A 25,421-nucleotide genomic window follows, 5' to 3' on the forward strand; every position below is an offset into this window, starting at 1 on the left:
CAGAAATGGTCGAGGCCGTGCAAAAGCAGCAGCGAAATTAGCGCCGCATTCGCCGCAGCGCGAACACGATCCCTTTATCGAATCGCACCCAAGTCGAGCCCAACCATAGCCTCATGACGACTTCTTCCACCGCGGTGCCAGGGAGTTCACCAACGAGCGGCGACACCAACGCATCCCGCATCGACGGGTGTTTGCTCGTCACGTCCTGGTGCGTGCCGCCGAATCTGACGGGTTCGTCCGTGATCGTCGACGGGCTGTCGCAGCAATTCCGGCGCGACGAGATGGTGATCATCGGCCAGAATTGGCGCACTTTGGCCACATACGAGCGCTCGGCAGAATTGCCCGAGCTTCACTATTTCGGCAACGAATGGACCTGGCCGCGGCGTGGGCAGCGTTACGTCCGCTGGCTGCGTTGGTTTACGCTGCCGGCGCTAGTGAGCAAGATCAAACGCATGGCGCGCGAGCGCAACGCCACGGCGATCCTGGCAATATTTCCCAATGAGTATTTCCTGCTGGCCTCGTACATTGCGGCAAAGCAGTTACAGCTTCCGCTCTACCCGTTCCTGCACAACACGTACATCGAGAATCGCACCGGCCGGCTCTTGAGGCTCGCCAAGTGGCTCGAGCCGCGTGTGTTCCGCACGGCACCGGTCGTTTTCGTGGCCAACGACGGCATGCGCGCCCACTACGAGAAAATCCACCCCGGCTTGCGATTCGAATCGCTGGTACACACTTTCAACGAGCCAATTCCCGAGTACGAAGCCCCGCCGGCGCCCGGCAATCCCGTCAAGCTGGCGTTTCAGGGGAACCTCAACGAATCGAACATCGACGCCGCCCGGCGGCTGGCCGAGATCGTCAATCGCCGCGAAGACTACGTGCTGACGACGTATTCCGGCACGCCCGATTGGTTCTTCGCCAAAGTAGGGGTCTGCGGACCGCGCATCAAGCATACCCGTGTGGCCTCGAACAAAGTTGTCGAGGCGCTGCGGGGCGAGGATATCTTGCTCTTGCCGCACGGCCTGACGGGCGGGCTGAGCCAGGTGGAATATGACACCATATTTCCCACGCGCACGGTGCCGAACCTGCTGGCCATGCGGCCGATCGTGGCGCATTCGCCGCCGAACTGCAATTTCACACGCTGGCTTAAGGAAACGGATTGCGCCGAGGTGATCGACCAGCCCGATTCCGCGGCACTCGAGCAAGCGATCGAGCGGGTACGGCACGATGCCGCGCGCCGCGAGCAACTGGTGCGCAACGGCCTGGCCGTGGTCGGTATGTTCCACGCCCCGGTCGTGGCCGGCAAACTCAAGCGCATCGTCGCCGAAACGATGCCGGCCTCGCCATCGCGAGCACGCTGACGATGGCCACGGAATCGCCCCTGATCCGCGATCATCGAGCGCCGCACACTTCGGTCAATCCGTCCAGCCAGAGCATGCCGCCAAAACGCATTCTGTTTCTGATCAACACCCTGGGAACGGGCGGCTGGGAGCGCGACGTGGCGATGATTTGCCGCCATATCGACCAGGCGCGCTACTTGCCCGAGGTGTGGACGCTACGCCCGGGCGGAGAGAACGAACCGTTGGTACGCGAGGCGGGAATCACGGTCCGCAGTCTGGAACGGCGCCGGGCGGGCGACCCGATCTTCGGGTTGCGCGTCGCACGGGCTCTCGCGCAGACGGATTTCGACCTGTGGCACGCCTTTTTGCCGGCGATCCTGTATTACGCGGCATTCGCTCGCACCCTGCACCGCCAGCGGGCGCCGCTGGTGTACTCCGAAGGAACGATCGGCCTCTCGAACCCCTGGCGTGCTCCTTTCTTTCGGTGGGCTATCCGCCGTCAATGCACGGTATTTACGGCCAACTCGCAATCGTCGCGTGCTTTCCTGGTTTCGCAGGGGATTCCAAGCGAGAAAATCGCGATTATTCCCAATGGCCACGAATTCGATCGTTTTCGCGCTCCCCTGGATCGTCAGGGCTTGCGGTCCAGCCTGGGAATCTCGCCTCTCGAGCGCCTGGTGATTACCGTGGGCCGCCTGACGGCCACCAAGCGGTTCTGCGACCTGATCGAAGCCATTGGCCGATTACAGCCCCGTTATCCCCATTTGCGCCTGGCCATCGTGGGCGATGGCGAGGACCGCACGCTACTCGAAGAACAAGTTCGTGCCCTTAAACTGCAAGCCGTAGTACAATTCTTGGGGACCCGTCGTGACGTTCCGGAACTGCTGCGCAGCTCCGACCTGTTTGCTTTCGCTTCGGAGATGGAAGGGCTGCCGAACGCCGTGATCGAGGCATCGCTGGCCAGTTTGCCGATCGTGGGTTCGAACATCGGCGGCGTGCGGGAAGTGGTGGAAGACGGCCGCTCGGCGACCTTGGTGCCTGTGCGCGATCCCGCCGCGCTGGCCCTGGCGATGGAGAGCTATTTGGACGATGTCGCCCTGGCCCGCCGCCATGGCGAGGCGGCGCGGCAACGTGCCGAGCAGCTATTCGCGGTCGAAAATACGATTCAGCGATTGTACGAGGTTTATGAGCAAGTATTCAGCCCCCGCGCCTAATGCCGGCATGGCCATGGGACCTCCCATGGCCATGCGCCGCGTCGCTGCGGACAGTCACCCGCCGCTCGCGCAGTGGACGTTTATCGCGTTTTTTCTGTTTACGCTGATGAACGTGGCGCCGCTCATACAGCGCGAGCTTACCGGGGAAGCGGTTCCCCTGCAGCCGATCGCGTTCCTGCTTACGACCTTCATCGTGATTCCGCTCACACGGTCGAAGCCGTTGACATTTTATTTTCTGGTCGCCTGGATTTATTGGCTGCTCTTTGCCATTGGCGGTTTTCTGGGACCCGACCGATTGGCGGGATTCGGGGACAAGGGTCTCTATCAGCTGATCTTCAAGTTATGGATTACTCTGGTCGGTCTGCCGCTGTTCTTGCTGCGCACTATCAGCGCCGAGAAACTGCCTATGGTCGTCAGAACGGGCGTCTTGGCGGCCGTGTCGGGCGGCCTGTTTTCGATGGCGCAGATGGTCTTTAAAAGCCGCCTGGGGAGATTCTCCAGCGAAGTGGGGCGCGGCGCCGGTTATTGGATCGACCCTAATAGCTGCGCTCACGCTCTCACGTTCTTTTTGTTCTTGTCGTTCGCCTTTCCCTTCAAGGCCAAGTCAACGAACTTGACGGTCCGCGGCATCCTGGTTTTGGGCATCCTCACCACCCTGTCGCGTACCGGGCTGATTCTGCTGCCCGTCGGATTTCTCGCCTTTGCGATCGCGGCGAAGCGGATGCGCATCTTCTTCCAGGTCGGGGCGTCGCTGGCCGTCGTCCTTATCGCGGGAAATATTCTGGTCACGTTGCTTCAGCCCGGTACCGGGGCCGGCTCGTCCTTGGAAGGTGAGAAGTCCAGTCGGCGGCTTAACCGGTTCAGCAACATGTTGCAGGGCAAGGTCAGCGATGGCGAAGGCGAGAGATCTCGCATGGATCGCACCGCGCTCTGGTCCTATGGGTGGGAAGCCGTTATGCGCGAGCCATTCCTCGGGCGCGGCCATCGGTTCATGGACTCGGTCTGCCCGATCGGTGACGGCATCGGTCCCCATAACTACTATCTGTTCGTGTGGGGAAATTCGGGCATTTTGGCGCTCGGATCGTTTCTGCTGTTCCTCTTTACGCTATTTCGCATGGGACGACAGTGTACGAATGCGAACGCCAAGCCAGCCATGATCGCCATTACCACGATGATGGCCTGTATCGCCATGGCGGATCACGCGATTATGAATGTCCAGTTCCTGGGCTGTGTGCTGGCGATCATGGTTGGAATTCATTACTACTACCGCGCCCCGACAGGCGCCCGCGCTGCCGCCCGGCAGCCCATGCCGAGTCTGGTCGGCATGCCGCGTCCGCGCGCATGATGCCGCGCGACATGATCCTGCGATAAGCGTTTCCCTTTCAACGACGAGTCCCTTCGCGAGTTCTTCCGCTCGGAAACACCCGCCTGCGGATCCGCGAAATCCCGGACCATGACCACGATCGAAGAACCGCTCGTCGAGCCGACCTCCGTCGCTCTTCCTACTTCACTGCTGCGGCCGATCGTGCGCATGTTGCTATGGCCGGCGCTCGGCGCCGTGTTAGGGCTTGTCCTGCTGGTAAAGGTCGTGCTCCCCACCTTCGGCGTGGGAAGCGTCGAGCGCGTCGTTCAATTGGGGCGGCATCTTGATCAGCCCCTTACGCCCGCGCCCAGCGTAGCCTTCCTCGGCAACTCGATCACACGCGAGGGGGTCGACACACGACTGGTCGACGAGACGGCCCCGGCGGGATGGCATGCGCAAAACTTCGCCATCAGTGCCGCGAGTCTCAGCGAAATGCGCGTGCAATTGCCGAAAATTCTCTCCGCCCGACCAGCCGCCGTGGCATTCGGGCTACGCCCCGAAGACATGGGGCGCGTCGACGATATCGACCTGGACAAGGCTTTCGCCTATGCCATGGGCGGATTCGTGGCAGCCTGGCCCGAGGGCTGGACGCACGCCGATTTGCCTGGCATCGGCAGTGCAACGTACGACGCTCTGCGCTCGAGCCCGCTGGCCCAGGATCTGCATTTTCGCACGGCGCCCCTGAACATCATCAACCAGGAAGTGCGCGTCCGCCTGCGCAGCGGCCTGCGCAAGGTGGCGCCCGATAATTGGACCGATCCCTACGAACTGGCGTTCAGCGTGCGCGACGAGCGGCTCCAGCGGCATATCGAATCGATTCAACACGACATGGAGATGCGGCTTTCCGAAGGCGGAGACGCCGGGGCCCAGCTCACGAAAACCCTGGCCGCCGAGATCCATGCCGCGGGATCCACGCCCGTGCTGATCGTGCTACCTATGCATCCAGCATTTCGCGCGAGCATGCAGCCGCATATTACCGCTTTGCGGTCGCTGCTTGGCAGGATTGCCCAGGAGGAATCTGGCATCATGATCGACGCCTTGGATGTGCTGGCGGCCGACGAATATGCCGATGCGCTGCATCCCAACGCCGCCGGCCGGGAAATCTACAGCCGCTTTCTAGGTCGCGCGCTTGCTCCCTTGTCCGGCACCTCTATTCGCTAGTTCACGCGACATGCTCTTTCAGACCTACGAATTTTTAATCTTGATGCTGGTCGTGCTGGCCGGCATCGTCGTGCTGCCCCAAGCGCGCGCCCAGCATTGGATGCTGCTCGTGGCCAGCTACGTCTTTTATGCCTGGTGGGACGTCCGCTTTCTGATATTGCTGCTGCTGACGTCGATGATCGATTTCTCGGCGGCACTGGGCATCTATGGCGTGAAGCTCAGCGGACGCGAGCTGACGCGCTTAAGCGCGCTTTTGATCGTCGGCGCTTATCTGACGCTGGGGCTCAATTGGCCGGCGGTGCAACTAGGCGGCGAGACGCTAACGCTCTCCGAGTTTTTCAAGCCGGGCTGGAAACATGCACCAGAGGCCATCGCCGTCATCGCGGCTTTCGCCATCGTCGGTCCGATCGTCTATAACTTCTATTTCCGGCTCTCGGAAAATGGCCGTCGCAATGCCTTCCTCGCCACCAGCATGATCGCCAACCTGGTGATCCTGGGATTCTTCAAGTACTTCAACTTCTTCCGCGACAATCTGGTCGGCATCGGGCACATGCTCGGGTTCGACTGGGTGCCCCCGGCGCTCGACGTCGCCCTGCCCGTCGGCATCAGCTTCTACACCTTTGTCACGATGAGCTACGGCATCGACGCCTATCGGGGCGATATCGTGCCCGAGCGCTCGTTTCTGCGGATGGCGCTCTTCGTTTCCTACTTTCCGCACCTGGTGGCAGGACCGATCATCCGCCCCGAACAGCTGCTGCCCACCCTGCGCGAACCGTGGAGGCTCGCGCCCGAGCGGCTGCTGAGCGGCTTCCACCTGGCGGCCGTGGGCATGGTGAAAAAAGTGATCATCGCCGATTCGATCGCCCCCTTGGTCGAGGTGATCCTGGGACATCCGGTAGGCCAGCCGAGCTTGCTCATCTGGCTGGGAACGGCGCTCTTCGCGGTGCAGATTTACTGCGACTTTTCCGGCTACACCGACGTCGCGCGCGGCGTCAGCCGCATGCTGGGCGTCGAGCTGCCGCTGAACTTTAACTTCCCGTATTTCAGCACGTCGATCATCGAGTTTTGGCGGCGCTGGCATATCAGCCTGTCGAGCTGGCTGCGCGATTACCTGTACATTCCCCTCGGTGGCGGCCGCGCCAGCCTGCCACGCGTCTATTTCAACCTGCTCACCACCATGGTGCTAGGCGGATTGTGGCACGGGGCCAGTTGGAATTTCGTGATGTGGGGAACCTATCAGGGCGTGCTGTTGTGCGTGAATCGATTCTTTAGCGAATACAAGGCCACCAACGCCCGACTGGTCGCGCTGTTCGAGCAGCCAGCGATGAAAGTCGTCTGCTGGGCGGTCTCGATGTATTTCGTGCTGCTGGGCTGGCTGATCTTTCGCGTCACGAACTTGCACGACTTGCTCTACGCCATGCGCGCCTTCGTGGTCTTCGACGGACAGATGAATCTGACGAGCCTGGGGCTGGGCGTTGGCATGCCCGTGATCGCCATCCTGGCATTTGCGATTTTCATCGTGCTGCACGCTTCGAGCTATTTCGCCATTCGCTGGTCGGAATGGCTCGATCGCCTTCCCAGCCCGGCGCTCACGGCGGCTTACGTGCTGTTGGGTCTGCTATTCTTCGCCACCTGGCCGGCCCACAACGCGCCGTTCATCTACTTTCAGTTCTGAGACGCTGCTTTAAGCCCGCGCCGCCGCTTGTCCACCACGCCGAACGCATCACTGGTGGCGAGCCGCCAGGGGTGCTCCTACTCCAGGCGACGCGTAACGCGGCGCACTCTCGCCGGCTACTGGCCCTCGCGACGCAAATGCTCGTAGACCGAGCGGGCCGCTACGTCGTTTCCCTCGGGGGTCCAGTGAATATCGATGAGATAGTACAGCCGCTTTCCCGCATCCGCGGCGGCCTGTAAGTCGCTCGTCGTGTTCACGCAGTCGAAGCCCCGGCCGCGCAGGTATTCGCAAAAAGCCTCATCGTAGGCGATCTGCGCGGCCACATCGTGTACGCCCAGGTGCGACCAGCGCGCGACATCCTCGCGATGCACGCAATAGGCTAAGGGGACGTAAACGACGAGAAGCTTCGCGCCCGACGACTCGACCGTCTGCCGCAGATCGTTGTAGTACTCAATGGCCTCGGCCGTCTCGTGCTCGGTCACGTCGAACGTGCCGTGCAGGTTGGCCTCGCGCCCGGCGCCCAGGATCGCCCCCCCTTCGCCGGGCACCGCGGCGGCGCCCTTGGCACGGACGTAGGCCATCCAGGTGTAGAAGACGAGCGCCGATTTCTTGGCGTACAGCGTCATGTAATATCGCCAAGACAGATTGCGCCGCACCAGATAGCCCTCGGCGTCGACGTCGATGTCGTGCCGATTGCCGACGCGCGGCACGGCCATCGTGGTATAGATCAGTTGAATGACCAGATCCGGACCAAAATCCTTGCCGACCGTGCGATACCAGTCCAAATTCAAGGCTGGCCCCATCGACGGCACACCAGCATCGATGATTTCGGTGCGCGGCGCTCCGGACGGCGCGTGCTCGTTCAACAGCTCTTGCAAGCGAGCCGCGAAAGTCTGCTCGTAATTCACGCCCCAGCCGAAGGCAAACGACGGCCCCAAGAGCACGATCCGGCGAGTGTCGGGAGCCTTTATCTGGGAATAGTCGCTGCCGCCTGGAGCCACGCGGAAGCCTTGGCCGTTGGTGACGACCTCGCTCTGGAACTCGTTCGTCCGGTGCGTAAAAGACAGGTGCGGCTTGTTCCAGTACACGAACCGCTCGTCGGGCACAAACAGTGCCAGCCCAGTTCGGGTGAATAGCCATTGGCCAACCGTAACGCGATAGAACAACTGTAACGCGGCCTCGGCCATCACAAGCATGAAGAGCAGGACAGCCGCCAACAGCAACAGGCGCCGCCGAAGGCCGCCCGGTTTGTCCGCGCGGTCACGATTCACTTCGGGCGCAGCGGGTGAAGATTTCTCGACACTCATCGGACGTGCTCTGGCCCAAAGAATCCCTGCTCACGCGATCGACAGCAACTCGACGGACGCCGCTCGGGCGCCGCCGACAACTGGCGCACCGGGTTGCTGCCCCGTCAGGCCGAAGCGACCGGGTCGAGCGACTGCCTGGCCAGCGGCCGCCGCGCGACGATTGCCATGCCGCGTGCCGGCGTGCGGCGAATATCCACGAGCCCCGACTCCTGCATCGTGCGCCGCACGTCGGGATCGCGCTGCCACTGGTCGTACATGGGGCCATACCAATCGAACGTATCCATCACGGAATACTCCCATTGGCGGCGCAGATTGCCGCGCCCCTGGCGATGCCTCGCGGCATAGGGCAGGAAAACGCTCAGACGGTCGCCGGTGCGGCCAAACCAAGAGAATAGCCAACCCAGTGGAAAGAACAGCGTGGTCAGCAGCCGGGCGATTCGCAACTTGGCAGGCAGCGACAAGCTCGGCACCCCCAACGCACGCAGCCACACGCGCGGAATGAACGGCTTGCACAGGTGGTACAGGCCGCCATCCTCGTAGATCCAGGTGGCCAGCATCCCGCCGGGCTTCACGAAGGTCGACAGGTGGCGGATGCCTCCCAAGGGGTCAGGCGTGTGTTGCAGCACCCCCAGGGAATAAACGCCGTCGAAAACCCCCGGATGGAACGGCAGGTCGAGCAGGCTCGCCTTAAGCAGCAGGTAGTTTTCCGGAGGAAACCGGCTGATGGTTTTCTTGCAGGCGTAGATGGCCTCGGAGATGTCGATGGCCACGACGCGCGCTCCCGCTTCAAGAGCGATTTCGGTGAATCGTCCAGCGCCACAACCAGCGTCGAGCAGCAGCTTCCCTTTGAGGTCTTCTTTCTTCCAACCGGTCTCGGCATAGAAGCGATCGCGCGAATCAGTCCCGCCGGAAATCGAATCAATCTGCATTTCGCGAAACTGGTTCCACTGCTGCCCGAAGTTATCGCAATAGTCGTCTTCGTCGGGCACGTAAATCAGCACGCCGTCCCGTCGACTGACCGGCGGCTTCGCCAGAAGCTTCTCCAGCGGCTCGCCCTGCTGACGTTCAGATTCCTGCATAACGGTGGCCTCGCATGGGAAAGCGCAACCTGGGATAAGAGCCGCCAGCCCCTGGTTGCAAGCGTGTTTCGCGCCAGATGCAAGGGCGCGGTGGATGGACTCGTCGATAAGCTGTGCAAGAAAAATTATAGTTCCCGATTTGACATGCTCGCAATGGGTCACTCGCGGCCTAGGATAGAACGGCCGGTCGCTGCCGCCCACCGCAGGACATCCCGGTCGAAATGGCTTCGAGGATAAGCGTGGTCGGCCCCCTGTAGCCCGGCAGCGACCGCGTGCTCCGCAGCGACCGTGTTCCCCGCGACAACATCGTGGCGAGAGCATGTAATCGCGTCGTCCGGGGATCTATTCTTGCCAGCGCTCGATTCCCGCCCGGCAAACACGGCAACTCGGCCAAGCGGGCCAAATTGGGCGAAAAGATTCAAGGCGCGGCAGTCGCCTAGGGCGTAACTCGCTCTTATAATCGCGGATTACTGCGAGTCCAGAATCTGTCGTCTGGCTCGTTCGAAAAGTCGCCGCTCCATTTGAAGGAAATATATGGCGGATACGCTAGCGCAGCTTACCGAGGTCTTTCACGACGTTTTCGACGACGACAGCCTGGTGATCACACCACAGACGACAGCCAAAGACATCGAAAACTGGGACTCCTTGATGCACGTTACACTGATCGTCAAGGTGGAAAAGACGTTCAACGTTCGCTTCTCCAGCTCCGATGTGGCCGGTTTGCAAAACGTCGGCGAGCTCGTCAGCCTGATCGACGCCATGAGGGCCAAATGAGCACGAAGCATTTCGCCGCCCTGATGGAATACATCGACCAGCGCCATCCGCGGTCGCTGCGCGGGATCGAAGAAGCGCGGGCCGCGGCTCCCGGCAGGTTCGACGACATTGCCGCGATGTATCTGGATTGGCTTGTCTCCGCCCGCGGTCCGCAGGGCATCAAGCTCGCGGCCGATGCCTTCGTCCAGTTCTCGACCGACGTCAACATGGCCCAAGCGCGCTACGAAGCCGAGAGCTCGTATCAACACAAATCCTTCGCCGAGGTCTACGCCGACCACTACAGCCAGAACGAAACGATGTCGGGCTATCTGTGGGGCATCTACCTGACGAACTTTCTGTGGGCCCATCACACTCAGATTTGCTTGTTCTTTCGTGACACGTTTCTTTCGCGGCTGTCGGATTCGGCACAGCTTGTCGAGATCGCGCCCGGGCACGGTGGATGGGGTGCTTGGGCCTTGAATGTGCTCCCCAAGGCGCAGCTCACCGGCTTTGATATCAGCCCGCAGTCGATGGAAATCGCCAACAGCGTCGCCAAGGCCGCCGGAGTCGCGGACCGCGCGAAGTACACGGAACGGGATGCCCTGGACCTGGCACAAATGCCGGCCGCATCGGCAGACGGCGTAATTTGCAGCTTTCTGGTCGAACACTTGGAACAACCCGAGAAACTGTTCGCGGTCATTTCGCATTTGCTCAAGCCGCGCGGTTTCGGATTCGTAACGGGCGCCCTAACGGCGGCGCAGGTCGATCATATCTACGAATTTCGTTACGAGTCGGAACTTGTGAAGATGTGCGAGGACCATGGATTACGCGTGTTGGCAACCCTGTCGGCCAATCCCGCACGCACGCTTCCCAAGGCGCGGTATATGCCTCGTTCGATGGCCCTCCTCGTTCAGAAGCGCATCAACGATATCTATTGAGCGCCCCAGTAATGAGCGCCCCAGTAATGAGCGCCACGACCGGACATCGCTAGTGCCGTGTGTAATCCATTATCGAGGCCTGTGATCTTTCTTTCATGACCAGCAACTCCGAATGGGAACCGCGCGCTGTCTTCAAGGAAGTTTCCAGCCTCGCCAAGGAAGGTAAATCCGCTGAGGCACTGGCTCGGCTGCGGGCGGCCCTGCGCCATGGTTTTTTCGATGCCGAAGCCACCGAGAAGGCGGGCCGGACCATCGCGAAGCTGCGCGCCGGCGGCACGCAAAATGAGGGCACCGTTCGGGTCCTGATCTTAGGACAATGTACGACCTCGTGGCTGGCAACGACGTTAACCGCGCTCGGTTGGGCCAACGGAACATCGCTCGATGTTTGCGAAGGCGAGTACGACAACGTCCTGCAGGAGCTGATGGTCCGCGCCGCAGCTGAGCCGCGCCCGACCGTCGTTATCCTGCTCCCCTGGACGCAGCGCCTGTTCTTCGACGCGGCCAATCGCTCGGCCGAAAGCCGGATTGCTGACGAGATGAGCCTTTGGACCCAGGCTTGGGATCTTGCTGGCAAGCAGATGGGGGCCAAGATTCTGCAGGTCGGCTACGATTGGGTCACGCCCGGCGCGCTTGGTCATCATCTGGGGGGCGCCGCCACCGGGGACGTAAGCATCGTCCGGCAGACGAACGAGGCCCTGCGAACTGCTCTCCCTCCTTCGGCATATTTTCTTGACCTCGATCAAGTGGCCGGAACGATGGGCCGGGATTCTTTCTACGATCCGCGGCGCTATTTCTGGACCAAGCAGCCCTTCAGCGAGGCCGGTGCTTTCTTGCTGGCCAAGCACCTATGGGCGGGAGTGCGCAGCCTGTTAATTGGTCCCAAAAAAGTCCTGGTTGTCGACCTCGACAATACCCTGTGGGGCGGAGTCGTCGGCGAGACGGGACCGTTGAACGTATCACTCGGCGAAACGGCGGACGGGGAAGCCTACCGGGATTTTCAACATCACGTCAAGGAACTTGGCAAGCGGGGTGTGGTTCTCGCCATCAGTTCGAAGAACAACGAAGAGGACGCGCTCGCCCCGTTTCTTCAGAATCCGCAAATGGTGCTGAGCACCAGCGATTTTGCCGCCATCGAGGCCAATTGGGAACCGAAAGAGGCCGCCCTGCGCCGCATCGCTGACACCTTGAAGCTGGGACTCGATAGCTTCGTCTTCTTTGACGATAACCCTGCCGAACGCGAGCTGATTCGACAATCGCTCCCCGAGGTCGAGGTCATCGAAGTGCCGACCGATCCCGCGGAGTATGCCCGCGCACTGCAAGCCTCGCTCTGTTTCGAGGCGGTGGCCCTGCTGGACGCCGACCGGCAGCGCTCGCAGCAGTATCAGCAGGAGCGCGAACGGCGCGATCTGCAACAGAGCTTTGCCTCGATGGACGATTACCTGCGATCCCTCGCCATGCAGGGAATCGTGGAAGCCGTACACGACGCAAACCTGCAACGCGTGGGTCAGCTGTTGACAAAAACGAATCAATTCAACTTGACGACGCGGCGCCACAGCGTCGAGGACGTCTCGCGCATGCTGAGCGCGCCGGATGCGATCGGTTTCGCGCTGACTCTTACTGACCGCTTTGGTGATCACGGGTTGATTTCGGTGATGTTGGGCGTGCCCGAGGACGCGGCGGCGGAAAAGACGTTAAAGATCGACACGTGGCTGATGAGTTGCCGCGTGATCGCCCGAACCGTGGAAGACTTCTTCTTCGGCGCGCTGGTTGAGCGGGCGCGAGAACTCGGCTACAGCACACTCGTCGGCGAATACCGCCCCACCAAGAAGAACGAGCTCGTGTCCGGCCTTTATGAGCGTCTGGGATTCGCCCGAATCGCCGAGGAAGCCGATGGCACGGTCGTCTATCGACTTTCGATCGCCGAGTTGCCCCCACTCCAGACGTTTGTCAAATCAGCCGCGCATGGCACCCCATGACCGAGCACTACATCGATCTTGCGAAACCGCTCTTCTGGATCGTGTGCGGGGTGGGATTCTTGCTGTTGACGCCGGTTACCTCCGCGCGCCCCAGGCAATGGGTCTGGTGCGGCGTCAACGTTCTTTTTCTCGCGCTCCTTTTGCCGCCGGCGCTGGTGGGCGGGATTCTCGTTGCCGTGGTCGCCGTTTATCTCCTTCTGGTGCTGGTACAAAGGCAGAAGTGGAAGACGATCGCCGCGGCGCTCCTCGCCGGCAGCACGCTGGCACTCTTCCTGATCCACAAGCTGCCGCAATTCTCGGGCGTGATTGGACTAGGCGGCCTTGCCTCTCTATTGACGCTGCTGGGATTCTCCTACACGGCGCTGCGGACAATCGATGTTTTACGGGCGGTTGACGCCAAGCGCGCTCCGGCACCCGACCTGATCTCGACGTTCAACTATCTTTTGCCGTTTCACATGCTCGCCGCGGGCCCTATCCAGAGCTATGAGGACTTTGCCAGGGCGTCCGCGGTTCCGCAGCCGTTATCACGTGAAAATGCGCTGGTCGCGATGGAATGGATCTCGCGCGGCCTGATGAAGAAGTTTGTCCTGGCTTACATCTTACAGAAAATCTTTCTGACCGATTTTCGCGCCGGCATCGCCTATTCGATGTTCGAGGCGCAGGTATTCGCCATTTGGCTGTTCCTCGATTTCAGCGGCTACAGTGACATTGCGGTCGGCGTCGGCACTCTGCTGGGAATCGCCACGCCATTGAATTTCAACCGCCCTTATCTCGCTCGGAACATGATCGATTATTGGGAGCGCTGGCATATCACCTTGTCGCAATTCATCCGTCGAAACGTCTTCATACCGATTCAACTCTGGCTCATGCGAATCACCGACGGCGATCGGCCGCTGTTGACCGCCAGCCTGGCCTTATCGGCTTCGTTTATCCTGTGCGGGCTCTGGCATTCGATCTCGGTCCGTTTTCTGGTGTGGGGCATCTTGCACGCCACGGGGCTTGTCACCGTCTACCTCTACCAGCACTTTCTGCGGCGCAAGCTGGGAGCCCGCGGATTGAAACAGTATCTCGAAGACAAGAGGATTCGCGTCCTGTCGACCATTCTGACATTTGAATACGTGGCTTTTTCCCTCGTGGTCATGCTTTATCCCGTTCAGTGAAAGTGTTTTTAATTGTTCAGCGCCACAAAGGGCACAAACGATGACCCCTGACCATGAACTTGATGCCGACGAAGCCGCTCGCCAATCCGCGCCGGACGCTACGATGTCCAACGCTCGATTCGCGTTGCGCGTCCTGTGGGTCGCTGTTCAGCTGGTGCTCGTTTACTGGCTCGACCAGCAACGCGAATTATTCTTCTACCAAGGCTTCTAACGACAAAGTGCGAGCAAGCTATGGATGTCACGCGATATCGTAATGTCGCGGTCGTATTTCTGTGCATCGCCCTGGCAATGGTTGCGCTCGATCGAGCGCTCTACTTCGCCTTTGGCAGCGCGCCCCGCTGGCTTGTGCCTGAGCAGAAACCGATCGGCTGGGACATCGTCGATTGCACCGAAAAGCGGTTCGCAGCGCTCTTCGAAGAATATGAATGGGAGGCCGCCGACCTCGGCGAGCCGTTGTGCGTCTATTTCGGTCTCTCAACCGCGCGGCTGGGGATCGACCCGGACGTGCTTGCCGCGCGCACCGGCCATCGGATGCGCTTCGTAGGGTTTCACGGCAACGGGGGATCGATCGAACACCTGATGGGCATGGCCCGTCCGCTGCTGCGCAGCGATTTTCGTCCAGCGCTGGCGATCCTCGCTCTGCACCCCTGCTGGTTGGCCGGCCAGCGGTCCGACGGACTCCAACTCGAGGTCCCTCCGGCCGTGAACTGGAAGACAAGACTGACCAACAAAGTGCGCGGCCTGGCCCACGAAACCTGGATCACGTCGCATCGTACGTTCGTGAATCACTTCGTTCGGTCGGGTCTTTACTCGTTGCGCGAAACGCTATTCGTGGACCTCGACCTTCCGCCCAACGCGTTCTCGGCCCCGGATCCCGATCCGTGGAAGCCGCCGAAGTATTTCACCGGACGGCGCGACCCGGAGTATTTCCTGACACAGTTGGATCGATGGAAGACCATTGGCTGGTTCGATTCCGAGTCGTACACGAATCCCAACAATCAGAATCCCCAGGTACTTCTCGATCTTATCGCGAAGTGCCACGATCGCGGAACGGAGGTTGTCATCGTCCAGATGCCCGAATGCTCCCAGTTTCGTGCGCTAATCCCTCCGGAAGCCGAGGAACTACTGCGTAAGACGCTTCAGAGAAGTGCCGGCGGATCGAACGTAGTCGTTTGGGATTTACACGATTCGATAGACGATGAATATTTCCACGACACGATCCACCTCGGGCAGGAAGGGCGCGGAAAGTTTTCGCAGAGGCTTTCCGAGCTCGTTAATTCGCTGCCACAACCGGCCGCGCATCACTAGGCGATTCCTACCGGCTGATCGGCGAATTCGCGCATCCATAGTTCCAGCATGAACAGCGCCCATAGCGTGTAGACGTGGTCCGCCTGTCCGGCGAGATGTTCACGCAACAGCCGCTGCACCCCTGCGGGCTTGAAATAGCCGCGGCGGCGCACGGTTTCGTCGCTGAGCGTGTCACATAGCTGCTCGCGCAGCTCGTTGCGAAACCAATCGCGCAAGGGGGGCGTGAAGCCCATCTTGGGCCGGTCGACCAGGTCTTTGGGAAGATACCGATACAGCAGCTTGCGCAGCAGGTATTTCTTCTGACCGCCCCGGACTTTCATGGCCAGCGGCAGCCCCACGAACATTTCCCACAGATGCTTGTCGAGGAGCGGGGCCCGGGCTTCGAGCGAGAAGCCCATCGTCGCCCGATCGACTTTGACCAGGATACCGTCGATCATCGGGTGCGTGGCGTCGTACACCATTGCCCCGGCCGTGGCCGGTACCCCGCGCAAGCCGTGGATGAAGCGAGCCACCGCCTCTTCGGGCGCCTCTCCGAGCTTGTCCTCGGGAATGAGGGTATCGAGCCCCGCATAGCGCCCCAGGTTGGCGAAGGAACCAAAGAACGTGGCCGTGTCGGAGGCGGCGCTCAAGCGCGCGAAGCGCCGCATGCGCTCGCGCGGCAGCCAGCGATGCAGGCCCGAGATCGCCCGCCGCATTCCATGCCCCGCAAAGCGGGCGTAGTGATCGAAATAATGCGTCGCCAGGTATCGCTCATAGCCGCCAAAAAGCTCGTCGCCGCCGTCGCCGCTCAATACCACGGTCACGTCGCGCCGCGCCATCTGCGAAATGGCCATCGTCGGCAACAACGAAAAATCGACGATCGGCTCGTCGTAATGCCGGACCACCTCGGGCACATAGGCGAGCAAATCGCTGGCCGACATATGCTCGACCGTGTTTTCCACGCCCAGGTGCTGCGCCACCCGCTGGGCAAAGCGGCTTTCGTCGAATTCCGAGCTGGTGAAGCCGATCGTGAACGTGCGCACCCGATCGCTCGCCACTTCACGCATCAGCGCCACGACCAGGCTGGAATCAGTGCCCCCGGACAAAAATGCCCCCAGCGGCACGTCCGACACCAGGCGCTTGCGCACGGCAGCCCGCATGGCGCCGTCGAGTTGATCGAGCAATTCCGCTTCGCTGCGGAACTTGGGCGGTTCGCGGCTGGCGATCTCGGCCAGATCCCAAAAGGCCACATCCTTCTTAACGCCATCGCGATCGACGACCAGGTAATGGCCCGGACAGACCTTGTACGTATTCGCCAGCAGACTGCGCGGTGCGTGCAGGTAGCCAACCTTGATGTATTCGTAGATCGACGATTCGTCGATATCACGCGGCACATCGGGCCAGGCGGCAATCGGCCGAAGCGTCGAGGCAAAGACCAGAATTTTGCCGGGCTGATGGAAGTAGAACAGCGGCTTCTTGCCGTGCGGATCGCGGGCCAGGATCATCCGCTGCCGGCGCTGGTCCCAGATGGCGATCGCGAACATGCCGTCGAAGCGGGCGAAGCAGTCTTCCTGCCATTGCTCGTAGGCGTGGACAATGACTTCGCTGTCGGTCTCGCTGCGGAACCAATGCCCAGCGGCCAGCAACTCGGCGCGCAGCTCCTGGAAGTTGTAGATCTCGCCGTTGTAGGTGACCCACACGTCGCCGGTTTCATTGGTCATCGGCATCCGGCCGTTGGGCGACAGGTCGATAATGGCCAGCCGCCGCTGCGTCAGTGCGACATTGTGGTTGATCCACGTCCCGGCGTCGTCCGGCCCACGATTGATGAGCATATCGCGCGAGCGCTCGACGGCCGCCTCGTCGACGGGCCGACCATCCGGGTACCAGGCACCGAAAATTCCGCACAAAGGCAGGGCCTCCAGGCGGCCACTCGGCGAACGAGGACCGCGAAAACTGGCCCAGGGCCGAGAACCGTCCCAGGCAAAACTATCAGAATCATACACCGCCGGCGGGTCAACCGCTCGACCGCTGAAGCGCCTGGGGACGCGATGCGAGCCGAATTCGACGGTAGAATTGCAGCACGTTTCCAGACCCTTACATTCAGACCCTGCGGTTATTGGCGCTGGGGCCATCGGTTCGCTCGGCATGAAAGTACTGCTGAATACATCGACGCTGCACAAGGGAGGCGTACTGCAGACTTCGAGTGCCTTTATTTTGCAGGCGCTGCGCCACGACGACGGCATCGAGTGGATTCTGGCCGTGTCGAAAACCGTGGCTCGTGAACTGGCTCAGTTTGGCGCCGAGCTGCCCGGTTCGTCGATCGTGCTCGACGAATTACCGAGTCACAGCCGAGCCGCTCGCCGCCAGGTCGCCGAGCTCGAGGCCCAGGTCAGGCCCGATTGCGTCTTTACGTTTTCGGGCCCCGCGTACGTCCGCTTTCGCAGCTTCCACGTGATGGGCTGCTCGAACCCGTGGGTGACTCATTCCACGCTCACGGCCTATCGCAGCCTCTTTCCGAAGGGCTGGATGGATAATATCGCCCGCAACGTATACCGCGCGTACTGGTTTACGCAGGCCGATGCGTGGGTCGTCCAGACCGAGACGGCCCGCGTCGGCTTGCACAAGCGACTGCGGCGACCGTTGGATCGAATCGCGGTGATCTCGAACACCTGCGGCGAACACTACCTTTCGCAGCAGGGGCATCGCCCGTTTCCACCGCCGGGACGGCCGGTACGATTTCTGTCGTTTGCTGCCCCGTACAGGCAGAAAAACCAGGACCTGATCCCGCACCTGATTCGGGAGCTCGAACGGTTACGGCCGGGGCTCGACTTTAAGTTCGTTTTAACCCTGCCTCCCGACCATTATGTCGGGCGCGAGGTCCTGGGATTGGCGCGGCGGCTCGGCGTCGAAAACCGCATCGAGAACCTTGGGCCCGTGCCCGTGGCCCGCGGACCGGAGCTGTACCGCTCGTGCGATATCTGCTTTCTGCCGACCCTGCTGGAAACCTTTAGCGCCAACTATCCCGAGGCCATGGCCATCGGCCTGCCGATCGTCACGACCGACCTGGGATTTGCCCATGACGTGTGCGACGACGCGGCGCTGTATTTTCGGCCGCGCGATGCGCGGGGCGCCGCCGAGACGATCCTGCGATTGCTCGATGATCATCAGCTTTGGGACCGGCAGATCGAGCGCGGCAAGGAAGTGCTGTCCCGTTTTCCGACGCCCGAACAACGCTATCGGGCTTACATTCAGTTGCTGCATGGCCTGGTAAAGGGTCGAGCAACTGCCCCAGCAACGGTATCCTGAGAGGTCCGGAGAGCTAGGATTCGTCGGCCATCGAGCCTCACTGGCACTAGTGAGCGATGCATTAAGTGACAAACCCAACCGCCCATATCGATGCCGCCGGCGCGTCATCCGGACGATCGGACGGGCGCGCGCTGCCAAGAATCCTGCTGAATACGACCACCCTGCGCATCGGCGGCGCCCTGCAAACCTCCACGGCTTTCATCATCGAGGCGTTGCGACATCCGGGCCAGATCGATTGGGCGTTTGCCTTATCACGGTCGTGCGCCAAGGAGCTGGAACAATTCGGCGTGGCACTGCCCAAGGGGACCGAGATCTTCGACAAGCCACCCACGTTCAGCCTGGCTGAGCGTCGCCGGCTGCTCGAGTTCGAGGCGGCGGTGAAGCCCGACATGGTCTTCACGTTTTCGGGGCCGGCCTACGCGCGATTTCGCAATCCGCACCTGGTTGGTTGCTCGACCGGTTGGGTAACACATTCAACGTGGACGGCGTACCGCAGCCTGGGCTCGATCAAAGCCTATTTCCTGTACGCGATCCGCTTTATCTACAAATGGTTCTGGTTTCGCCGCGCGACGGATTGGGTCGTGCAGACCGAGACAGCGCGGCGCGGCTTGGCGCACCGACTCCGTCTGCCGCTGGATCGCATCACGGTGATCCTGAACACGTGCGGCGAGCGGTATTTGCAGAATCAGGGCGCGCGGCCCTTCCCAGCTCCTTCGCCAGACCAGCCCTTGAGAATCCTGTGCTTTTCCGCGGCCCACAAACACAAGAACCTGGAAATCCTGCCAGAGCTGGCCAAGGAATTGGCGGCCCGGCGCCCGGATTTGAACTTTCGCGTCGTCCTCACACTGCCGGAACAAAATTGGCTGACCAAGGAAGTCATGGCCCGGGCCGAGCGACTGGGCGTGACGCATCTGTTGGAAAACCGGGGCTGGATTCCCGTCGCCCAGGGGCCGGATCTGTATCGGTCGTGCGACATCTCGTTTTTGCCGACCCTGCTGGAGACCTTTAGCGCGAACTACCCGGAAGCGATGGCGATGGGATTGCCCATCGTCACGACCGACCTGGGCTTTGCACACGATGTTTGCGACGACGCCGCGTTGTATTACCAGCCCTGTAACGCACGGTCCGCGGCCGATTGCATCCTGCGACTGCTCGATGACAAGAAGCTATGGGAACGGCAGATCGCGCGCGGCAAAGAGATCCTCACCCGCTATCCGACGCCTCACCAGCGCTATCAGCAATACATCCGCTTGTTGCTGGCAATTTGCCAGCGCGAGGGGCATCCGATGGCGGGATCACTACAATCAGCACAACCGGTTCCGCAGCGGTAAGCCAACGCAGCTGTGACAAAACGTCGCTCGAAGCGCTAATCGCCAGTCGGCCAGCGCGCTTTCAGTGAATTACAATTGGTCGTCCCAGCGGCGGAGCGGGCAGAACGAATTCCGAAAAATCAGGACAAGACAACGAGCTGGCTATGAAAATCACGATGATCGGAACGGGATACGTCGGGCTGGTGACCGGCACTTGCTTCGCCGACAGTGGCAATGATGTCACGTGTGTGGATATCGATCAGGCGAAGATCGATCGGCTCAAAAAAGGAGAAATCCCCATTTATGAGCCGGGATTGTCCGAGCTCGTTGAGCGCAATGTCGCTGACGACCGCTTGCATTTCACCACGGACCTTGCGGCGGCCGTGAAGACGGCCAGGCTCGTCTTCCTGGCGGTCGGTACGCCGTCGGCCGCGGATGGATCGGCCGATCTGACGAACCTGTGGGCCGTGGTCCAGGCCATGGCACCCCACCTGCCTGAGAAAACCGTGGTGGTCACCAAGAGCACGGTACCGGTCGGTACCAACGCCGGCATCTTTTCGCGTCTGAAAAAAGCCACCGGGCGTGATTGCTTCGTGGCGAGCAATCCCGAGTTCCTCAAGGAAGGGGCGGCACTGGACGACTTCACCAAGCCCGACCGCGTCGTGGTCGGCGTCCGCGAGGCCGAAACGGCCGCGGTGCTCAAGGAGCTGTATTCGCCGTTCTTGCGCACTGACCATCCGTTTTTGGTCATGTCTCCCGAAAGCGCGGAAATGACCAAATACGTGGCGAATGCATTGCTGTCGACCAAGATCAGCTTCATCAACGAAATCGCCAACCTGTGCGAGCACATGGAAGCGGACATCAACGACGTCCGCCGCGGCATCGGCCATGATAGCCGCATCGGCTTTGCCTTCCTCTTCCCCGGCGTCGGCTACGGCGGAAGTTGTTTTCCGAAGGACGTCCGCGCCCTGCAATCGATGGCGCAGAACTTCAACGTCGAGCCGCGCATTTTGATGGCCGTCGATGAAGTCAACAACCGTCAGAAGAACGTGCTTTATCAAAAGGTGAGCAAGTACTTCGGCGGCAATGTGAAGGGCAAGACAATTGCCGTCTGGGGCCTGGCGTTCAAGCCACGGACCGATGACATTCGCGAAGCCCCGGCCCTGGTGCTCGCCGATCGACTGCTAGCGGACGGAGCCAAGCTGCACGTTCATGACCCCGAGGCCATGGAAAACGTGCGCCGCGAATACGGCGATCGTCTCTCGTACGCCGAGCACCCCTACGACGCCCTGGATGGCGCCGACGCCCTGGCGATCGTCACCGAGTGGAAGCAGTTCCTCCGGCCCGACCTGGACGAGATGCGCAGGCGGATGAAGTCGCCCGTGATCTTCGACGGCCGCAATCTTTACGAGCCGCAGCAGATGAAAGCCGCGGGCTTCACCTACCAGTGCATCGGGCGAGCCCCGGTCAGTCCGTAGTCCGCTAGCGAAGGTGCCCGGCCAGGGAAGATAAGGTCTCGCCGCCGCGTCCCTGTCTGCGCTCCCGGCGGCCGCAACGGCGTGCGCGGCCCTCGTCGTGCGCTTCTGTCGCAAGCTCGTCGAAACCGATTGTGACGGTTGGGTAAAGTCTGCCGAGCGAACTGCCGATAACGATGCGGAGTCTGTAAGGGTCCGTCGAAATCGCCTTTTCGGTCATTAGCTATTGCAGCTATTGGACTTAGGTTGATTTGCGATGTCCACCTGACGGATTTCGGTTCGCAGGTCTTTGGCAATTCGCAAGTTGTGGCAAGCCCCTGCTCCCTGAGTGGCGGGGCGGATCATGCCAAGCGCTCCCGACCTGCCGAATGGTTCGGGCTCTGTCGAAGCGCCGATGGTCCGAAGTGGCCTTGACACTAGTACTTATGGCACCTACACTTGGGACGTTATTGACCTTTTACTTGAGGGCTCATGCTGTGGTCTGCCGGCCTCAAGGCGCGGACAGGAGAACCGAGTCGTGACCAAGAAAGAGATCGTCAAGACCATCTCAGAAGAAATTGGGATGACGCAGCTCAAGACGAAGGAGATCGTCCAGAAAACCTTCGACGCTATCGTCGAGACGCTGGTCGAAGATAAACGCATCGAGCTAAGGAACTTCGGCGTTTTCGAGGTCAAGAAACGCGCCGCTCGCAAGGCACGCAATCCCCGCACCGGCGATAAGGTCTTCGTACCGGAGAAGTACGTCGTAACCTTCAAGCCCGGTAAGGAGATGGAAGAACGGGTCCGGGAGTTGGAACGTCAAGCAGCCGCCGCGGCCGCCGCGCGGATGCACGAAGCCAATTCGACGCCCAATCGTCCCGAACAACCCATCAGCACTTCCAGTTACGGCGAGCCTAAGGCCTCGGGCTGACAGAAGCCCCCAAAGAGGGCTAGTCAAGCGAGGACTGGCAAGACGTCTAGGCAAAACGAGCGTTCCGCGTTACCATCCGCCGCTCGTTAAGTGAAATTCCCGTCTGAGTTGAGTTCGTTCACGTCTAAGAGTGTGTTTCTTGGCGACACACCCAGGTGCGGTTCCGCACAAGTCGCCGCAAGAGCCAGTTCGACTGTGACCGCTCGCACGCGTCACAACTACCTTTCCCAACAATGGATTGTTCGAAATCGATCGCGCCGGCGGTACGCCTGCGCCGATCGAGGGTTACGCATTGTGCGGCCAGGCGCACGCCTGCAAAGGCGTGAGTCTAAACCGCGTTCATGCGAGGAGTTCGGTGATGCGCGCAGCCTTCTTGTCGCTTTCCCTGGCCATGCTGGTGAGCACGACCGTGGGATGTTTGACTCCAGCGTATTCAGGCGACCCCAATCGCCGTACGCAGGAGTTGATCTTCTCGTCGGAAAACCTGCGTTTGCTGTTGGACGATTGGGAGCGAATCTGGTTCTTGGACCAGCCGTCGCACCTGACGCCCTACCGTACGCACGGTGGCATCATCTAGCAGTCTGACGTTCCACGGAAGAACCAGCGGAGGAAACGATCCCTTCGCGCGGGGTAGCGACCGCGCGCCTGCGTAGCCTATCAGTTTGAGGTGCTCGCCCATTCGTCGGGCCATCGCCGGGCGTTGCTGGTCCGGGCGGCGGAAAGTACATTGCGGAGCACGGCCGACAGATGCGAGATGCCTTCGCCGCATGCTCCGTCCGGCCGCATGCAATGTGTGAGCTTCCTTCCTGATACCACTCTTTCCCGTTCCAAGGCTTACGTGAACTCCGCCGAAGTCGACCTGCAGGTTCAGCTCGGCCGGCTGCGGCTGGCGAATCCGATCCTGGTCGCGTCCGGGACCTTCGGCTACGCCCGCGAGATGGCCGGCCTGGTCGATCTCGACCGTTTGGGTGGCATCCTACCCAAGACCGTCACGCGCGAGCCGCGCGCCGGCAACGCCCCGTGGCGCACCGTCGAGACCACCGGCGGAATGCTCAACTCGATCGGCCTCGATAACGACGGCATCGATGCTTTCATCGCCCACCATATGCCGTACCTGCGCACGTTGCGCGCGGCCATCGTCGTAAGCGTTGCGGGCCGTACTCACGACGAGTTTGTCGCCATGTGCCGCCAGCTCGATAGCGTCGACGGCGTGGCCGCGATCGAATTGAATATCTCCTGTCCCAACGTCTCGGGCGGGGTCGATTTCGGTACCGACCCGCACATGTGTGAGCGACTGGTCGCCGATTCGCGCGCCGCCTGTCGCTGGCCGATTCTGGCCAAGCTCACACCCAACGTCACCAGCATTGCCGATATGGCCCGAGCCGCTGAGGCCGGCGGCGCGGATGCGATATCATTAATCAACACGTGCCAAGGGATGGCCGTCGATTGGCGACGTCGTAAACCGCTTTTGGGCAACGTGCTCGGAGGGCTAAGCGGCCCCGCGATCAAGCCGATCGCGCTCCGCGCCGTTTACCAGGCGGCGCAGGCGGTGAAAACGCCGCTCGTGGGGATCGGCGGCATCGCCACGCTCGACGATTGCATGGAGTTCTTCGTCACCGGCGCCACGGCCGTGCAGTTGGGGACAGTTAACTTTTACGACCCGACGATCACGATGCGCGTTCTCGACGGATTGCCGCAGGCCGTCGCTCAGCTAGGTGGCCGCCGCCTGGCCGACGTGATCGGTACGTTACAAACGAAACCGATCGCGAAACACTAGCGGGTTGTCGCATTGAAAACACGCGATAAAAAATCGTCGAGCGTGCTTTTTGTGGTGCAGGCGTCCCGCCTGCCCTGAACATCATGAACAGATTCGCAGGCGAGACGCCTGCACCACAGTAAATATGCTCATTCATTACTTATTCGCGAGATCTACTAGTTGCTCACGCGCGCCCGCGCGAAGCGACCTCAAGAGGCTAGAGCCACGAACTTCATGACCAACGAATCCGCGGAAAAGAAACCGCCCGAGAAACTGCGTGTCCTGTCGGGCATTCAGCCGACGGGACGCTTTCACTGGGGCAACTACTTCGGCGCCATCCGGCAATACATCGACCTGCAGGACTCCGGCGAGGCCTATTACTTCGTCGCGAATCTGCACGCTTTGACCACGGTGCGCGACGCGGCACGGTTGCGGCAGTTATCGCTCGATGCCGCGATTGATCTCTTGGCGCTCGGCCTCGATCCCAATCGCGCCACGCTCTTTCTGCAATCGGACGTTCCCGAGGTGTCGGAATTATGCTGGCTGCTGATGACCGGCACGCCGCTGGGATTGCTCGAACGCGCCCACGCCTACAAAGACAAGAAGGCCAAGGGCATCAACGCCGACGCGGGCTTGTTCACATATCCGGTCCTGATGGCGGCCGACATCCTGATCTACGACGCCAACACCGTTCCGGTCGGTGAAGACCAGGTGCAGCACATTGAAATCTGCCGCGACATCGCCGGCAGCTTTAATCACCATTTCGGCGAGACATTCGTCCTGCCCAAGGCGAAATTGCTCGACGGCTCGGCGCGCGTGCCCGGCACCGACGGCGAGAAGATGTCGAAAAGCTCCAACAACACGCTCGAGCTGTTCGAGCCGGCGGCGGCGCAGCGCAAGAAAATCATGCGCATCACGACCGATTCGCGCCCGATGGAAGATCCCAAGGACCCGGAAGGGGACCATCTGTTTCAGCTCTTTTCACTGTTCGCCGGCGAGGCCGAGCGATCCGACATGGCGGCACTGTATCGTCGCGGAGGATTTGGCTATGGCGAAGTGAAAAAGGCCCTGGCCGAGCAGGCCGAAAAGTTTTTCGCCGAACCGCGGGCGCGGCGTGCAGAGTTCGAAGCCCATCCGGAACGAATCGCCGAAATCCTGGCCGACGGAGCCAGCCGCGCCCGCAAGAAGGCGTCGGAAGTCCTGAACCGCGCCAAGAAAGCCTGCGGCCTGACGATTTAAAGACACCGCGATCGGGATCGCGCCGTGTAGAAAGCAGACAATGGCGACAGAATTTGCATCTCCCGTGTTCCGAAACGGCCAATTGGAGTTTCGGATCAATACCGAGGGCCTTGCCATCTACGGCACTCGTGCCGGTCTAAAACAGCTCGCGCGGTTTTGCACGGATCTCGCGTCT

General features: G+C 61.0%; 21 protein-coding genes. 18 read left to right on the plus strand and 3 right to left on the minus strand.

Annotated elements, in window-relative coordinates:
* The first annotated feature begins 113 nt into the window (after nucleotides 1-113).
* The 5 genes from VHD36_14940 to VHD36_14960 all read left to right on the plus strand — a co-directional run bounded on the left by VHD36_14940 (nucleotide 114) and on the right by VHD36_14960 (nucleotide 6,750).
* A complete protein-coding gene (locus tag VHD36_14940) occupies nucleotides 114-1,358 on the plus strand; it encodes a hypothetical protein (protein ID HVU88614.1) in 1,245 nt (414 codons plus the stop codon).
* A gap of 2 nt (nucleotides 1,359-1,360) precedes the next feature.
* Complete coding sequence (locus tag VHD36_14945; protein ID HVU88615.1) at nucleotides 1,361-2,551, plus strand: glycosyltransferase; 1,191 nt, start codon at nucleotides 1,361-1,363, stop codon at nucleotides 2,549-2,551.
* Nucleotides 2,523-3,896: an O-antigen ligase family protein gene (locus tag VHD36_14950; protein ID HVU88616.1), complete on the plus strand. Its 1,374-nt coding sequence runs from the start codon at nucleotides 2,523-2,525 to the stop codon at nucleotides 3,894-3,896. The genes VHD36_14945 and VHD36_14950 overlap by 29 nt, the downstream gene beginning before the upstream one ends.
* A gap of 108 nt (nucleotides 3,897-4,004) precedes the next feature.
* Nucleotides 4,005-5,075 (plus strand): SGNH/GDSL hydrolase family protein, encoded by a 1,071-nt coding sequence (locus tag VHD36_14955; GenBank protein ID HVU88617.1) that lies wholly within the window; start codon nucleotides 4,005-4,007, stop codon nucleotides 5,073-5,075.
* Nucleotides 5,076-5,085: 10 nt separating this feature from the next.
* Nucleotides 5,086-6,750, plus strand: a complete 1,665-nt coding sequence (locus tag VHD36_14960) for an MBOAT family O-acyltransferase (GenBank protein ID HVU88618.1) — start codon at nucleotides 5,086-5,088, stop codon at nucleotides 6,748-6,750.
* Between the two features lie 116 nt (nucleotides 6,751-6,866).
* On the opposite strand, the gene VHD36_14965 is transcribed toward VHD36_14960, so the two are convergent.
* Both VHD36_14965 and VHD36_14970 read right to left on the minus strand, forming a co-directional pair.
* Nucleotides 6,867-8,057, minus strand: a complete 1,191-nt coding sequence (locus VHD36_14965; GenBank protein ID HVU88619.1) for a hypothetical protein — start codon at nucleotides 8,055-8,057, stop codon at nucleotides 6,867-6,869.
* A 104-nt stretch (nucleotides 8,058-8,161) separates the two neighbouring features.
* A complete protein-coding gene (locus VHD36_14970; protein ID HVU88620.1) occupies nucleotides 8,162-9,136 on the minus strand; it encodes a methyltransferase domain-containing protein in 975 nt (324 codons plus the stop codon).
* A gap of 534 nt (nucleotides 9,137-9,670) precedes the next feature.
* Between VHD36_14970 and VHD36_14975 the strand changes: the two genes are divergently transcribed.
* The 6 genes from VHD36_14975 to VHD36_15000 all read left to right on the plus strand — a co-directional run bounded on the left by VHD36_14975 (nucleotide 9,671) and on the right by VHD36_15000 (nucleotide 15,271).
* A complete protein-coding gene (locus tag VHD36_14975) occupies nucleotides 9,671-9,910 on the plus strand; it encodes an acyl carrier protein (protein HVU88621.1) in 240 nt (79 codons plus the stop codon).
* On the plus strand, nucleotides 9,907-10,827 hold the full coding sequence (locus VHD36_14980; GenBank protein ID HVU88622.1) for a class I SAM-dependent methyltransferase: 921 nt from the start codon (nucleotides 9,907-9,909) through the stop codon (nucleotides 10,825-10,827). The genes VHD36_14975 and VHD36_14980 overlap by 4 nt, the downstream gene beginning before the upstream one ends.
* Before the next feature lie 95 nt (nucleotides 10,828-10,922).
* Nucleotides 10,923-12,803, plus strand: a complete 1,881-nt coding sequence (locus tag VHD36_14985; GenBank protein ID HVU88623.1) for an HAD-IIIC family phosphatase — start codon at nucleotides 10,923-10,925, stop codon at nucleotides 12,801-12,803.
* A complete protein-coding gene (locus VHD36_14990) occupies nucleotides 12,800-13,963 on the plus strand; it encodes an MBOAT family O-acyltransferase (protein HVU88624.1) in 1,164 nt (387 codons plus the stop codon). Before VHD36_14985 ends, VHD36_14990 begins: the two co-directional genes overlap by 4 nt.
* A gap of 40 nt (nucleotides 13,964-14,003) precedes the next feature.
* Entirely contained in the window at nucleotides 14,004-14,174 is a 171-nt protein-coding gene (locus tag VHD36_14995; GenBank protein HVU88625.1) for a hypothetical protein, read from the plus strand.
* Between the two features lie 20 nt (nucleotides 14,175-14,194).
* Entirely contained in the window at nucleotides 14,195-15,271 is a 1,077-nt protein-coding gene (locus VHD36_15000; GenBank protein HVU88626.1) for a hypothetical protein, read from the plus strand.
* Here the strand turns inward: VHD36_15000 and asnB are convergent.
* Entirely contained in the window at nucleotides 15,268-17,157 is a 1,890-nt protein-coding gene (asnB, locus tag VHD36_15005) for an asparagine synthase (glutamine-hydrolyzing) (protein ID HVU88627.1), read from the minus strand. The two genes, VHD36_15000 and asnB, sit on opposite strands and share 4 nt — an antisense overlap.
* Before the next feature lie 238 nt (nucleotides 17,158-17,395).
* Here asnB and VHD36_15010 point away from each other — a divergent pair, with 238 nt between their 5' ends.
* The 7 genes from VHD36_15010 (at nucleotide 17,396) to trpS (ending at nucleotide 25,246) form a co-directional block, all read left to right on the plus strand.
* Nucleotides 17,396-18,556, plus strand: coding sequence for a glycosyltransferase (locus tag VHD36_15010; protein HVU88628.1), 1,161 nt, complete (start codon nucleotides 17,396-17,398; stop codon nucleotides 18,554-18,556).
* Between the two features lie 65 nt (nucleotides 18,557-18,621).
* Nucleotides 18,622-19,887 carry a glycosyltransferase gene (locus VHD36_15015; GenBank protein HVU88629.1) on the plus strand — a complete coding sequence of 422 codons (1,266 nt, stop codon included), beginning with the start codon at nucleotides 18,622-18,624 and terminating at the stop codon, nucleotides 19,885-19,887.
* Nucleotides 19,888-20,030: 143 nt separating this feature from the next.
* Nucleotides 20,031-21,344 (plus strand): UDP-glucose/GDP-mannose dehydrogenase family protein, encoded by a 1,314-nt coding sequence (locus tag VHD36_15020; GenBank protein HVU88630.1) that lies wholly within the window; start codon nucleotides 20,031-20,033, stop codon nucleotides 21,342-21,344.
* A gap of 514 nt (nucleotides 21,345-21,858) precedes the next feature.
* On the plus strand, nucleotides 21,859-22,251 hold the full coding sequence (locus VHD36_15025; GenBank protein ID HVU88631.1) for an HU family DNA-binding protein: 393 nt from the start codon (nucleotides 21,859-21,861) through the stop codon (nucleotides 22,249-22,251).
* A gap of 358 nt (nucleotides 22,252-22,609) precedes the next feature.
* Entirely contained in the window at nucleotides 22,610-22,828 is a 219-nt protein-coding gene (locus VHD36_15030; protein ID HVU88632.1) for a hypothetical protein, read from the plus strand.
* Nucleotides 22,829-23,089: 261 nt separating this feature from the next.
* Nucleotides 23,090-24,028, plus strand: coding sequence for a dihydroorotate dehydrogenase (locus VHD36_15035; GenBank protein HVU88633.1), 939 nt, complete (start codon nucleotides 23,090-23,092; stop codon nucleotides 24,026-24,028).
* Nucleotides 24,029-24,280: 252 nt separating this feature from the next.
* On the plus strand, nucleotides 24,281-25,246 hold the full coding sequence (gene trpS / locus VHD36_15040; GenBank protein ID HVU88634.1) for a tryptophan--tRNA ligase: 966 nt from the start codon (nucleotides 24,281-24,283) through the stop codon (nucleotides 25,244-25,246).
* Nucleotides 25,247-25,421 lie beyond the last annotated feature (175 nt).

This window comes from Pirellulales bacterium (assembly GCA_035546535.1).
GTDB lineage: Bacteria > Planctomycetota > Planctomycetia > Pirellulales > JACPPG01 > JACPPG01.

Excerpts from the sequence above, each read along its gene's own strand:
- VHD36_14940 (HVU88614.1), top strand. The coding sequence starts at position 114 with ATGACGACTTCTTCCACCGCGGTGCCAGGGAGTTCACCAACGAGCGGC.
- VHD36_14945 (HVU88615.1), top strand. The coding sequence starts at position 1,361 with ATGGCCACGGAATCGCCCCTGATCCGCGATCATCGAGCGCCGCACACT.
- VHD36_14950 (HVU88616.1), top strand. The coding sequence starts at position 2,523 with ATGAGCAAGTATTCAGCCCCCGCGCCTAATGCCGGCATGGCCATGGGA.
- VHD36_14955 (HVU88617.1), top strand. The coding sequence starts at position 4,005 with ATGACCACGATCGAAGAACCGCTCGTCGAGCCGACCTCCGTCGCTCTT.
- VHD36_14960 (HVU88618.1), top strand. The coding sequence starts at position 5,086 with ATGCTCTTTCAGACCTACGAATTTTTAATCTTGATGCTGGTCGTGCTG.
- VHD36_14965 (HVU88619.1), bottom strand. The coding sequence starts at position 8,057 with ATGAGTGTCGAGAAATCTTCACCCGCTGCGCCCGAAGTGAATCGTGAC.
- VHD36_14970 (HVU88620.1), bottom strand. The coding sequence starts at position 9,136 with ATGCAGGAATCTGAACGTCAGCAGGGCGAGCCGCTGGAGAAGCTTCTG.
- VHD36_14975 (HVU88621.1), top strand. The coding sequence starts at position 9,671 with ATGGCGGATACGCTAGCGCAGCTTACCGAGGTCTTTCACGACGTTTTC.
- VHD36_14980 (HVU88622.1), top strand. The coding sequence starts at position 9,907 with ATGAGCACGAAGCATTTCGCCGCCCTGATGGAATACATCGACCAGCGC.
- VHD36_14985 (HVU88623.1), top strand. The coding sequence starts at position 10,923 with ATGACCAGCAACTCCGAATGGGAACCGCGCGCTGTCTTCAAGGAAGTT.
- VHD36_14990 (HVU88624.1), top strand. The coding sequence starts at position 12,800 with ATGACCGAGCACTACATCGATCTTGCGAAACCGCTCTTCTGGATCGTG.
- VHD36_14995 (HVU88625.1), top strand. The coding sequence starts at position 14,004 with ATGACCCCTGACCATGAACTTGATGCCGACGAAGCCGCTCGCCAATCC.
- VHD36_15000 (HVU88626.1), top strand. The coding sequence starts at position 14,195 with ATGGATGTCACGCGATATCGTAATGTCGCGGTCGTATTTCTGTGCATC.
- VHD36_15010 (HVU88628.1), top strand. The coding sequence starts at position 17,396 with ATGAAAGTACTGCTGAATACATCGACGCTGCACAAGGGAGGCGTACTG.
- VHD36_15020 (HVU88630.1), top strand. The coding sequence starts at position 20,031 with ATGAAAATCACGATGATCGGAACGGGATACGTCGGGCTGGTGACCGGC.
- VHD36_15030 (HVU88632.1), top strand. The coding sequence starts at position 22,610 with ATGCGCGCAGCCTTCTTGTCGCTTTCCCTGGCCATGCTGGTGAGCACG.